General features: G+C 63.9%; 11 protein-coding genes. 7 read left to right on the plus strand and 4 right to left on the minus strand.

Annotated elements, in window-relative coordinates; genetic code table 11:
- On the plus strand, positions 1–1,513 hold a 1,513-nt coding region (locus Q0L94_RS12485; protein WP_296753690.1), incomplete at its 5' end, for an AarF/UbiB family protein.
- On the opposite strand, the gene Q0L94_RS12490 is transcribed toward Q0L94_RS12485, so the two are convergent.
- A complete protein-coding gene (locus Q0L94_RS12490) occupies positions 1,499–3,799 on the minus strand; it encodes an EAL domain-containing protein (protein ID WP_296753691.1) in 2,301 nt (766 codons plus the stop codon). The two genes, Q0L94_RS12485 and Q0L94_RS12490, sit on opposite strands and share 15 nt — an antisense overlap.
- Positions 3,796–4,575: an alpha/beta hydrolase gene (locus Q0L94_RS12495; RefSeq protein WP_296753693.1), complete on the minus strand. Its 780-nt coding sequence runs from the start codon at positions 4,573–4,575 to the stop codon at positions 3,796–3,798. The genes Q0L94_RS12490 and Q0L94_RS12495 overlap by 4 nt, the downstream gene beginning before the upstream one ends.
- A gap of 196 nt (positions 4,576–4,771) precedes the next feature.
- Between Q0L94_RS12495 and Q0L94_RS12500 the strand changes: the two genes are divergently transcribed.
- Both Q0L94_RS12500 and Q0L94_RS12505 read left to right on the plus strand, forming a co-directional pair.
- Positions 4,772–6,748, plus strand: a complete 1,977-nt coding sequence (locus Q0L94_RS12500) for an ATP-dependent DNA helicase (RefSeq protein ID WP_296753704.1) — start codon at positions 4,772–4,774, stop codon at positions 6,746–6,748.
- A gap of 129 nt (positions 6,749–6,877) precedes the next feature.
- A complete protein-coding gene (locus Q0L94_RS12505) occupies positions 6,878–7,654 on the plus strand; it encodes a ZIP family metal transporter (protein WP_296753705.1) in 777 nt (258 codons plus the stop codon).
- Here the strand turns inward: Q0L94_RS12505 and Q0L94_RS12510 are convergent.
- Entirely contained in the window at positions 7,586–7,804 is a 219-nt protein-coding gene (locus tag Q0L94_RS12510; protein ID WP_296753694.1) for a hypothetical protein, read from the minus strand. The two genes, Q0L94_RS12505 and Q0L94_RS12510, sit on opposite strands and share 69 nt — an antisense overlap.
- Before the next feature lie 26 nt (positions 7,805–7,830).
- On the opposite strand from Q0L94_RS12510, the gene rimO reads away from it, so the two are divergent.
- Positions 7,831–9,162 carry a 30S ribosomal protein S12 methylthiotransferase RimO gene (rimO, locus tag Q0L94_RS12515; RefSeq protein ID WP_296753696.1) on the plus strand — a complete coding sequence of 444 codons (1,332 nt, stop codon included), beginning with the start codon at positions 7,831–7,833 and terminating at the stop codon, positions 9,160–9,162.
- Between the two features lie 7 nt (positions 9,163–9,169).
- Here rimO and Q0L94_RS12520 read toward each other — a convergent pair whose 3' ends face one another.
- Positions 9,170–10,171 carry a hypothetical protein gene (locus Q0L94_RS12520; protein WP_296753697.1) on the minus strand — a complete coding sequence of 334 codons (1,002 nt, stop codon included), beginning with the start codon at positions 10,169–10,171 and terminating at the stop codon, positions 9,170–9,172.
- A gap of 31 nt (positions 10,172–10,202) precedes the next feature.
- On the opposite strand from Q0L94_RS12520, the gene Q0L94_RS12525 reads away from it, so the two are divergent.
- From Q0L94_RS12525 to Q0L94_RS12535, 3 genes are all read left to right on the plus strand, one after another.
- Positions 10,203–10,631 (plus strand): secondary thiamine-phosphate synthase enzyme YjbQ, encoded by a 429-nt coding sequence (locus tag Q0L94_RS12525; RefSeq protein WP_296753699.1) that lies wholly within the window; start codon positions 10,203–10,205, stop codon positions 10,629–10,631.
- Between the two features lie 44 nt (positions 10,632–10,675).
- Complete coding sequence (locus tag Q0L94_RS12530) at positions 10,676–11,920, plus strand: lipoprotein-releasing ABC transporter permease subunit (RefSeq protein WP_296753701.1); 1,245 nt, start codon at positions 10,676–10,678, stop codon at positions 11,918–11,920.
- On the plus strand, positions 11,913–12,162 hold a 250-nt coding region (locus tag Q0L94_RS12535; RefSeq protein ID WP_296753702.1), incomplete at its 3' end, for an ATP-binding cassette domain-containing protein. The genes Q0L94_RS12530 and Q0L94_RS12535, both read left to right, overlap by 8 nt.

The following is a 12,162-nucleotide window of genomic DNA, read 5'->3' on the forward strand; positions in this document are numbered from 1 at the left end:
CCAGCTCGATGCGCCCGTGCGCATCCGCCGCGCGCTGGAAGAACTCGGCCCCACCTTCGTCAAACTCGGGCAACTGCTGGCGACCCGGGTGGACATGTTTCCGCCGCACTGGATTGCCGAATTCGAGAAACTGCATAGCCAGGTGCCTGCGATCCCCTATGAAATTCTGCATGCCGATCTGGTCGCAGCGCTCGGGGGCGAACCCGCCGAGGTGTTTGCCGGGTTCGATCCGCTGCCGCTGGCGGCGGCGTCCATCGCGCAGGTGCACCGCGCCACTCTCAAGGACGGCACGCCGGTCGTCGTCAAAATCCGCCGCCCCGGCATCGAGGCGGTGATCCGGGCCGATCTGCGCATCCTCGAACATGCCGCCAGGCTGCTGGACAGCGAAGTGCCGGATTCCCGGCGCTACGATCCGGTGCATATGGTGTCGCAGTTCCGCCGCTCGTTGAACCGCGAACTCGATCTGGCCAAGGAGGCGCGCAACATCGACCAGTTCGCCCGCAACTTCGCCGACGATCCGCTGGTGAAGATTCCCCGGGTGTATTGGAAATACACCAGCGACCGCGTCAACGTGCAGGATGAAATCGTCGGCATGGCGGGCGTGGCACCCGACAAGCTGCGCGCCAGCGGCCTCGACCCGGTGCTGCTGGCTGCGCGCGGCGCCGATACGGTGCTGCGCATGGTGCTGGAGCACGGTTATTTTCATGCCGACCCCCATCCGGGCAATGTGCTGTTCCTGCCGGACAACCGCATCGGCATGATCGATTTCGGCATGGTGGGGATGCTGACCAATCCCCGCCGCAACCAGATTGTCGACCTGCTGCACGCGCTGACGCGCAAGGACGAGCAGGGTTTGCTGCAGATACTGCTCGACTGGAGCGGCGAGTCGGTGCTGGATGAGGATCGCCTGGCCTACGACGTCACGGAACTGCTGCAGAGCTACGACGATCTGCAGCTCAAGGACGTCAACATCGGAACCTTGCTGAACGACATCACGGCGCTGATGCGCGACAACAACCTGATGCTGCCGGCCGATCTGACCCTGCTGTTCAAGACCTTGATCACGCTGGAAGGGCTGGGGCAGCAGCTCGATCCGGCGTTCCACATGATCGATCACGTGACGCCGTTCGTGGAACGCATCATTCAGCGGCGCTTCACCCCGCAGGCGCTGCTGGCGCGCGGGCGCAAAAGCATGCGCGAAACGCTGGACGTGCTGGCCGACTTGCCGCGCGACCTGCGCCACCTGCTGCGCGACATGCGGCGCGGACGGGTAAAGGTCGATCTCGACCTGAAACGGCTGGACCAGTTCGGCCACCAGCTGGACCGCGCCAGCAACCGGCTGACCATGGGCATACTGACCGCCTCGCTGGTCGTCGGCTCCAGCATCATCATGACAGTGGAAGGCGGCCCTCAGCTGTTCGGCCTGCCTTTTTTCGGGCTGATGGGATTCCTGATCGCGTTTTTCAACAGCCTGTGGATCATTCTTTCCATCTGGCGTTCAGGCAAACACTGAGCCGTCTTCGTCAAGCGGGGGATACGGTGTGCCCATCCCGGCGGCGTCGGGTTGCCCGGCCAGCTGCGACAGCGGGACGGGGCGCCCCAGCAAATAGCCCTGCACATGGGCAAAACCCAGGCTTTCGACTTTCTGCAGCACGGTTTCGGTCTCCACGCCCTCGGCCACCAGCGCATAGCCGGCGTCCTTCATCATGCGGGCGAAATCGGCCACCACCTGGCCGGCGCGGTTGTCCTGCCCCAGCTTGTTCACCAGCGAAATGTCGAACTTGACCACATCCACCGGCAAATCCACCAGATAACGCAGCGGCGAATAACCGGTGCCGAAGTCGTCCATGGCAATGCGGTAGTTGACCGTGTGCAGCAAATCGAGATAGGTGCGCACCTCGATCATCTGGGTGATCAGCGAGGTTTCCGTGATCTCCAGCATCAGGGCATGGCGTGCGCCGTGGCGCGACAGTTCGAGCAGGTGCGACACGATTTCGGGACGTGAAATGCTTTGTGCCGACAGGTTGATCGAGACGCCGCTTCCTGGCGGAATTTTCTGCGACGAGAGATCGGCGTCGACTTGATGCAGCACCGCCAGATCGAATTCGGTTTCCAGCCGGCGGCTGCTGACTACCGGCAGGAAGGCGCCCGGCATGATGAGTTCGCCGTTGTAGCGGATGCGCGCCAATGCCTCGTAATACGCCACCTTGCGCCCGGGCAGGCCATGGATGGGCTGGTAATGCAGTTCGACCATGCCGGGGGTGGCCAGCGCCTGGAACAGTGCGCTGGTCTCGCGGCTTGCCACCAGCGCCTGCGCGGCACGCTCGGTGTCCTCGCCGTACAGTGCGATGCGGTTGCGCCCCGGCTGCTTGGCGGTATACATGGCGATGTCGGCCTGTTTGGGCAGTTCGTCGATGTGTTCCAGCTGATCGGCTGCGCAGAAAGCAATGCCGATGCTGATCCCGACCGGTTCGCTGATTCCCAGGTCGCTGAAGGCGGACGCTTCGAGCAGGCTCTGGCAGCGTTGAGCGATCTGCTTGGCCTGGGCAGGCGTGGTGTGCGACAGAAAGGTGGCGAATTCGTCGCCGCCGAGGCGATACAGGCGATCGTTGGCGCGCAGTGCCATCACCAGTGCGTCGGCGACGATGGTGAGTACGCGGTCGCCCTTGGCATGACCGTAAGTGTCGTTGATAGTCTTGAACCGGTCGCAATCGAACAACAGGAAAGCCACACCCTGCGGCGCGGCTTTCAGCTGGCGGCGGAAATTTCCCCAGTCTTCTTCATAGGCGCGCCGGTTGTGGCAGCCGGTGAGCGCATCCTGCCGCGCCTGCGAGTGGAATTCGCGGTTCTGGTGTTCCAGCGAGCCATGCAGTTCGCGCAATTGCAGCTGGTAGTCGTGCAGCGAGCGGCGGATGTTTTCGAGTTCGCTGATGCGCATCGGCTGCGAGCGCGCCGGATTGTGGCTGAAACGGCCGTGCTGCATGGCATCGATATCCTGCGTCAGCCGCCCCAGCGGGCGCACCAACAGACGGTTGTATGCCACGAAACCCAGTAGTGAAGCGCCTAGCAGCAGCACAAACAGTGCGAGCAGGGTGCGCGACAGAATCGCCTGGAACCGGAGCTGATCGGGGTCGGGGCGGGCGCTGAAACTCAGGCGCGAAAACAACTGCGATGCGGCCAGCATCTCGCCAGGCTCGAGTGCCAGTTTGACGCTCGACGCATCCGTGAACTGGAATTTCGCCTGCCGCAGCAGTGCCGGCATGAAATCGATCCGGATCAGACCGTAGCCGAGCAGGGCTTGCCGACGCTCGTCGCCGTATACCGGAAACGCATGATGGAGGGCAAGGGTGCCTGCCTGATTGCTCAGCCAGCTGGCGGTCTGCTGCAGCGGCAAACTGGCGGGCAGCTTCGACGGCAGTCTGGTTTTTGCCGGTCTGGGAGTAAGCAGCGTGCCGTCGCGGGTATACAGTGCCGCCCGGGCAAAACGGCTGTTCAGCATGCCGCTTTCATATACCCGCTGGTCTCGCCAGTAGGTGTAATACTCGGGCGTCACCAGTTGTTGCCGGGTTTCATCCCAATGCGCCAGATTGCCCGCAAGATCCTCCGTCTGTGCCAGCAAGCGTTCGATACTGGCGGCAAGCTCGGACTGCGCGGCTTCCCGGCTGTGCTGTTCCAGGCTGTGCGTGACGGCGCGCGTCTGGTAGGCGGCAAAGCCGCCGATCAAACTCACCAGCACCAGCAGCGCGGTGACGAAAGCGAGCGCAACCTGCCTGATGGAGGTGGATTCAGGCCATTTCATCGAGGCAGGGGCTGCTGAGTGGATTCCATGGACTTGAGGGTATGTTCCAGCAGATCGAACTCATGTTCGCCATCCATGAAGTGGTTGGCGCCCTTCACGATCACCATGGGTGTTTGCACGTGCTGCAACATCTTGAGCCAGCCCTCGCCAAGCGTGTCATCGGCGTCTCCCATGATGAGCTTCACGTTGACCGGGGATTGCTTCAATGCCGCCAGCGTGTGCGCCTGATCCCAGCGCACGTACGACAACAAGGCTTCCGGCGTCGAGCGGTATTTTCTGCAATAAGACACATGCTGGATGACCAGGTCGCGCTGCCTGCGCTGCGCGCGGCTTTCCAGCTGGGCGACGAGCGCGGCACGCGGAGTCGTGCCGATCTGGGCTTCACTCAGCGAGGCACCGATATAGCCTTTTACCGCAGCATCCGGCCTGGCTGCCAGATAGGCCAGTAATTGCAGGCTGCCGAAGCTATGGCCGACCAGGATGATGGAACGGTGGCCGCGCGATTTCAGCCAGCTCACCCAGCGCGCAATTTCGGCGACATCCTCATCCAGACTGTGCTGGTGCGCCGCTTCGCAGGCCAGGCTTTGCGCCCGGTTGGGAATGCCGAGGCTGAGTGTGGGGGTCAGTACGGGATAGCCTGCATCCTGCAGGCCGCGCGCCAGCGTGGCGACGGTCGGAAACTCGCGCGTCTGCAAAAAACCGTGCAGCAGCAGTGCCGCAGGCTTGTTGCGCTGCCCTGCAAGATATTCGGCGCTGGCATCAATTCCGGGGCGCATCTCCAAGCGGACGATCGCAGCGTGGGTTGAGGCCGGGACTAGTGCCAGCAGCAAGCAGAACAAGGATATGCGCATGAGCAGAATTGAGTAGGCAGCACCTGCGAGACTAACGGCAGCAATACACGCAAACTTGAGGTGGCATGCAGCCGATGCAGCCGATGCCGGGTGTTACACTGCGCCCGAAGTCGATCTCGATATGCTTGATCTGGAAAACATTTTTTCATCCGAAGGTGCGTGTGCCGCAGTGCTGCAGGGCTGGCGTTCGCGTCCGCAGCAACTCGCCATGGCCGAAGCGGTCGAGCGCGCAATCGCCGGCAACAGCGTGTTGCTGGCTGAAGCCGGCACCGGCACCGGCAAAACCCTGGCGTACCTGATTCCCGCGCTGCTGTCGGGCGGCAAGGTGGTGATTTCCACCGGCACCAAGGCCTTGCAGGACCAGCTGTTCCATCGCGATCTGCCGGCGGCGCGGCGCGCGCTCAAGTCGCCGGTCAAGGTGGCCTTGCTGAAGGGCCGCGCCAACTACGTCTGCCATCATCACTTGCAGCGCAATCTCGCCGATGGCCGTTTCGCCCACCGCGACGATGCTGCCTGGCTCGCCAAAATCGCCCGCTTCGCCGAAACCAGCACCAGCGGAGACCGTGCCGAGGCCGCGGGCATCCCGGAGGACGCCACCGCCTGGCAGTACGCGATTTCCAGCCGCGACAGCTGCCTCGGCAGCGAATGCAGCCACTTCAAGGATTGCTTCGTGATGGCGGCCCGCAAGGCCGCGCTCGACGCCGAAGTCGTGGTGGTCAACCACCATCTGTTCTTCGCCGACCTGTGGCTGAAGGACGAGGGCGTCGCCGAACTGCTGCCCGCCAGCAACACCGTGATCCTCGACGAAGCCCATCAGCTCGCCGAAACCGCCGCACAGTTTTTCGGCGAAACGCTGTCCACCGCGCAATTGCTCGATCTGGCGGGCGACACCAAGCGTCAGGCGGCGGTGAAAGCCGGCGATTTTCCGGCGCTGCGCCGCGCAGCGGAAGACCTGACCAAAGCCACGCGCGACCTGCGCCTGGCGTTTCCGCAGAACCCGGTCAAATCCACGTTCGCCGAACTGGCGCGCTACGAGAAATGGCCGGATGCGCTGAAAGCCCTGGCCGCCGCGCTGGACGACATGGCAAGGCTACTGGAAACCCAGGCCGAGCGCGACGCCGATCTGAAGAACTGTTTCGAGCGCGCGCAAGGCGTACAGGCCACCCTGGCCAGTTGGCAGCGCGACGACGATCCCGATACCCCGCGCGTGCGCTGGCTCGAAACCACGCTGAGTTCGCTGCTGCTGCACGCGACGCCGCTGTCGGTCGGCGCGATGTTCGGCGCCAAACTGACGGAGCGTGCACAGGCGTGGATTCTCACCTCGGCCACGCTCTCCGTCGGCGGCGACTTCACCCATCTCAAAACCCGCCTGGGAATAGACGCGGCGGAGATGCTGTGTGTCGACAGCCCCTTCGACTACTCGCGCCAGGGCGTGCTCTACGTGCCGCAGAGTTTGCCCGCGCCCAACACGCCGGAGTTCACCGACGCCGTCGTCAACGCCGCCTTGCCGGTGCTGGAAGTCAGCCGCGGCCGCGCCTTCATCCTGTTCACCAGCCTGCGTGCGCTGGAGAAGGCACGCGGCCTCCTGACCGACGCCTTCAAGTTTCGCGGCTGGGACTATCCCTTGCTGGTGCAGGGCGACGCGCCGAAGAACGAACTGCTGGCGCGTTTCCAGAAAGCCGGCAACGCCGTGCTGCTGGGAAGCCAGAGCTTCTGGGAGGGCGTTGACATGCCGGGCGATGCGCTGTCGGTCGTCATCATCGACAAACTGCCGTTCCAGCCGCCCGACGACCCGGTCGTCGCCGCGCGCATCGCCCAGGCCGAGAAGAACGGCGGCAAGCCGTTCATGGACTACCAGCTGCCGCATGCGGCGATCAGCTTGAAGCAGGGGGCGGGGCGCTTGATCCGCACCGAGAGCGACCGCGGGGTGCTGATGATCTGCGACACCCGGCTGGCGGACAAGCCCTATGGGCGATTGCTGCTGAATGCGTTGCCGGCGATGACGCGGACACGAAAGATGGAGGTGGTGGAGCGGTTTTTTGCAGTGCAGGGGAAGAAGAGGGAGGTTGCGCCGGCTGGGGTGGAGCAGGCTGGCTAGCTGTTGACGTATCCCGTGGCCGGCAAACGCTGCGGGATACAAAGGCGATTCATCCATTCGAGCAAGTCGGCGGCCGCTTATGCTCCGGCCCAGTATAATCCCTCCCTTTTCTGGCCTCTCCGGTTTCCCATGTCCACCCTCGCCATCATTTTGATCGCAACTGCCGCGGGCAGCTTGCTGAGCTTGCTGCTGGCGGCGGTTCTGGCTTTCTCGGCCCGCCCCAGCTGGGTGCCGGTTCTCGTGAGTTATGCCATTGGCGCGCTGCTGGGAGCATCGCTATTGGAAGTATTGCCCGAAGCGGTCGAAATGGGGGGCGACATCGAAACCGTCGCCAAGGCCTTGCTCGGCGGCATTTTGCTGTTTTTCCTGCTGGAAAAACTAGTGTTGTGGCGGCACTGCCACGACGAGGTCTGCGAAGCCCATGGCAGTCATGGCCACAGCCATGACCACGGGCGTTCCGGCATGATGATCACGGTGGGCGACACCTTCCACAATTTTGTCGACGGCCTCATCATTGCCGGGGCTTTTCTGGTCGACTTCCGCCTGGGGGCGGTCACTGCGCTGGCGATCATTGCGCACGAGATCCCGCAGGAAATCGGCGACTTTCTCATTCTGCTGCATTCGGGTTACACCCGCACTCAGGCGCTTTTGCTCAATTTCCTGACCGGGGTGGCAACCTTGATCGGTGCCTTGGTCGGTTATTACGCGCTGTCGATGCTGGAAGGCTGGATGCCGGTGTTGTTGGGGATGGCGGGGGCGAGCATGTTGTACGTGGCCTTGTCCGATCTGATACCGGGCTTGCACAAGCGGGCGGAAATCGGCGCAACCCTGCAACAGCTAGTGTTGATCGGACTGGGAATCGGCAGTGTCGGGCTGGTCGGGCATCTGATTGGAAGCGGCCACTGAGCGCCGCCGGGGCCGGCCGACCACATACACAAACAGTGCCAGCGGCAGCACGCCCAGGAAAATCAGGACGGCCAGCGCCTTGCCGACACTGCTGGCGGTGATCGCCATCATCAGGATCACGTAGGCCCAGCCAATCGCTACGATATACATCTCATGCTCCATCAGGACAGAACGTCATGGTAACCAAAGCTAAACGCGCCCGCTCTCCGACCGTCGGATTTGTCTCCCTCGGATGCCCGAAGGCGACGGTTGATTCCGAACGCATCCTCACCCGGCTGCGCGCCGAAGGCTACGGCATCGTCGGCAGCTACGACGATGCCGATGTGGTTGTGGTCAACACCTGCGGCTTCATCGACGCTGCGGTGCAGGAATCATTGGAGGCGATCGGCGAGGCATTGGCGGAAAACGGCAAGGTCATCGTCACCGGCTGCCTCGGCGCCAAGGGCGACGTGGTGCGCGAGGCGCATCCCAAGGTGCTGGCGGTGTCCGGTCCGCATGCGCTCGAGGAAGTGATGGAGGCGGTGCACACCGCGCTGCCGAAACCGCACGACCCGTTCGAAGACCTGATTCCGCCTGGCGGCATCAAGCTCACCCCGCGCCATTACGCTTACCTGAAGATTTCTGAAGGCTGCAATCACCGCTGCACCTTCTGCATCATTCCGTCGCTGCGCGGCGATCTGGTGAGCCGCCCGATCGGCGAGGTGATGCGCGAGGCGGAGGCCTTGGTCGGCGCAGGGGTGCGGGAATTGCTGGTGGTGTCGCAGGATACCAGCGCCTACGGGGTGGACGTGAAATACCGCCCCGGTTTCTGGAACGGCCGCCCGCTGAAGACCCGCATGACCGAACTCGCCGGCGCGCTGGGCCGTCTGGGGGCATGGGTGCGGCTGCATTACGTGTATCCGTATCCCAGCGTGGACGACGCGATTCCGCTGATGGCCGACGGCGTCATCCTGCCTTATCTCGACATTCCGTTTCAGCACGCCAGCCCGCGCATCCTGAAATTGATGAAGCGCCCCGGCGCAGTTGAAAAAACGCTGGATCGCATCCAGTCCTGGCGCGCTGCCGTGCCCGATCTCACGCTGCGCTCCACCTTCATCGTCGGCTTTCCCGGCGAGACCGACGCCGAGTTCGAGGAATTGCTGGCCTTCCTCAAGGAGGCGCAACTCGACCGCGTCGGCTGCTTCAAATATTCGCCGGTCGAGGGCGCGGCTGCCAACGAATTGCCCGGTGCGGTGCCCGAAGATCTGAAAGAGGAGCGGCTTGAGCGTTTCATGGAAGTGCAGGCGGAAATATCGGCGGCCAGACTCGATGCCAAGATCGGCCGCGAAATCGAGGTGATCGTCGACGCGGAGGACGAGGTGGGCACGCTGGCGCGCAGCCATGCCGATGCGCCGGAAATCGACGGCGTGGTGTATCTCGAAGGCGTGTTCGATCTGGAACCGGGGACGCGTCTCAAGGTCCGGATTGAGGAGGCTGACGAGCACGACCTGTGGGCGGCGCCGCTCTGAGCCGCCCTCAATCCGGCATCGCGCTCAGGCGGCGCGGCCGCCGCCAGATTTTCCAGTAGTCCGTTCGTTGCAGATGCAGCATCCTGCCGCTGACCGGGTCGGCCAGGCGCAGTCCTGGCCGACCGAGCGCGCGCAGGCTGCCGAGCAGCGGTCCGAACCAGTTTGCTTCCAGCTCGCGGATGGCTTCACGCCAGCCATAGGCATCGCCGTACTGCCCGGCGTTCGTCAATTCGTCGAGCAGGATCACGCATTCCGTTTCGAGCATGGATTTTTCCAGATGCGGCGGCAGGGGATGCAGCGGCGCGCCGCAGAATGCCCCCAGCGCGTGCGCCTCGCCGTCACGCGCATAAACGGGCATGCGGATTGTTGCCGATGCGGCCGGTTTGGTGCCGCCTCCCCACAGCCACAGCGAATTCACCGGCAGTTCGCCGCGCGCTTCGCGCGCCTGGTTGAGCGGATGCTCGTGCAGCAGCATTTGCAGTTCGTTCAATTGCGCGCGGAACCGCATCGCGTCGGCGCCGTGCGGCAACAGGGGATCGATATCGCGGCCCACCGCGACCGACAAAGCGGTGGTGGCGAGGCGCGGCGCGTGCGGAAAGCGCAGATACCAGTGCCTGGGCGTGAGCGGAATCGGGCTCAGGTCTTCGCCGAAGTGCCGGCCAATCGCGGCGGCCAGGGTTGCGGCTTCCTGCAGCGGCAATGCCAGATCGCGGCTGTCCGCCAACACGATGCGGTCGCGCATGACCCGCAGGTGTACCGGGTCGGCGCGCAGCCAGTATGCGTCTCCGGCCATCCCGCCGTCCGCTTCCAGGGTGATCGGCGCGAGCGGCCAGTCCTGCTGGCGTTCGATGCCCAATGCCTCGCACAGTGCGGCTTCCACCCCCTCGGCCGGGCCGGAATGAAGGGCGCCGCGCGCCAGCAGCGTTTCCAGCGCGGGCAGGCGCAGATCCTGCGTCGCCGTTTCCAGCAGGTGCGCAGACGGGAACAGATGCGGAACGAGGAACAGCATGCGGCGAGTGTAACAAAGCGGATTCGCTAGAATGGCGGGCATGCGCCAGACCTTCCAGGCAATCACCGTTTCCACCCGTGGCAAGGGCCTGGTTGCCTTTACCGCGCAGGTGCGCGACTGGGTGCGGGCGAGCGGTATCAGGCAGGGCCTGCTCACCCTGTACATCCGCCACACCTCGGCGAGCCTGCTGATTCAGGAAAACTGCGACCAGACCGTGCAGACCGATCTGGAACGCTTCCTGTCGCGGCTGGTGCCGGAAGGCGATCCGATCTACGAACACACGCTGGAAGGCGCGGACGACATGCCGGCGCACGTGCGCGCGGCGCTGACGCAAACCCATCTGGCGATCCCGGTCGCGGACGGCGCGCCGCTGCTCGGCACCTGGCAGGGGATTTATGTGTTCGAGCACCGGCGCGCCGCACAGACGCGCAGTGTGGTGCTGCACCTGCTGGGCGAGTAGGGCGGCTGTGGCATACTCCGGCCATTCCTTCAGCGAGTCGCGTTTTGCTTCCCTTTGAGCTTCTGATCGGCCTGCGTTACACCCACGCCAAGCGCCGCAACCATTTCATCTCCTTCATTTCCATCGTCTCGATGGCGGGTATTGCGCTGGGCGTGATGGCGCTGATCGTGGTGCTTTCCGTGATGAACGGTTTTCAGGAAGAACTGCGCGCGCGCATTCTCGGCGTGGCGGCGCATCTGGAAATCAGCGGCCCGGCGGATCGCCTGGCCGACTGGCGCGGCGTGCTGGCGCAGGCGCAGCAGAACAAGGAAGTGCTGTCCGGTGCGCCCTATGTCAACGCGCAGGGCATGCTGGCCAACGGCGACATGGTGCGCGGCGCGGTCATCCGCGGCGTGCTGCCGGAACTGGAAAGCCAGGTGGCCGACTTTGCGCAGTACATGAAGGCGGGAAAGCTGGCCGACCTCAAGCCAGGCGACTTCGGTATCGTTCTGGGCGCGGAGCTGGCGCGCGCCTTGAATGTCTACCCCGGCGACAAGCTGGTGCTGCTCACGCCGCAGGGCAATATCACGCCGGCGGGCGTGATGCCGCGGGTCAAGCAGTTCACCGTCGCCGGCATCTTCGAAGCCGGCATGTTCGAATACGATTCCGGGCTTGCGCTGATTCACTTGCAGGATGCGCAAAAGCTGTTGCGACTGGGGAACGACGTGTCGGGCGTGCGGCTGAAGCTCGGCGAACTGTTCCGTGCGCCGCTGGTCACGCGCGAGCTGTCGCAGAGCCTGAGCGGCCATTATTACCTCACCGACTGGACGCAGAGCCATGCCAATTTCTTCCGTGCGGTGGCGATCGAGAAGCGCATGATGTTCCTGATCCTGCTGCTCATCGTGGCAGTAGCGGCGTTCAATATCGTCTCCACCCTGGTGATGGCCGTCACCGACAAGCAGTCCGACATCGCCATCCTGCGTACGCTGGGCGCCAGGCCCGCGTCCATCATGACGATTTTCATCGTGCAGGGTGCTTTCATCGGCGTGTTCGGCACCCTGCTCGGCGTGGCCAGCGGGGTACTGCTCGCGCTCAACGTCGAAACCGTCGTGCCTTTCATCGAACGTCTGGCCGGCATGGACCTGTTCCCGGCAGACGTGTACTACATCAGCCAACTGCCGTCCAAACTGGTGTGGGGCGATGTCGGCATCATCGGCGGAGTCTCGCTGCTGATCAGCCTGGTTGCGACGCTGTACCCGAGCTGGCGCGCCTCGCGCATCAACCCGGCGGAGGCACTGCGCTATGAGTGAGGTCGTGCTGCGCTGCAGCGGCCTGGGTAAAACCTTCCGCCAGGGAAAAAACGACGTTCCGGTGCTGGCGGACGTTGATCTCGAAGTCCGCGCGGGCGAGTCGCTTGCCATCGTCGGCGCCTCGGGGTCGGGCAAAAGCACCTTGCTGCACCTGCTGGGCGGCCTCGATGTGCCGACCTGCGGCCAGGTCGAACTGCTGGGGCGCGATCCTTTCGCCATTTCCGAAGCGGCGCGCTGCGAAC

The organism is Thiobacillus sp. (genome assembly GCF_024708915.1).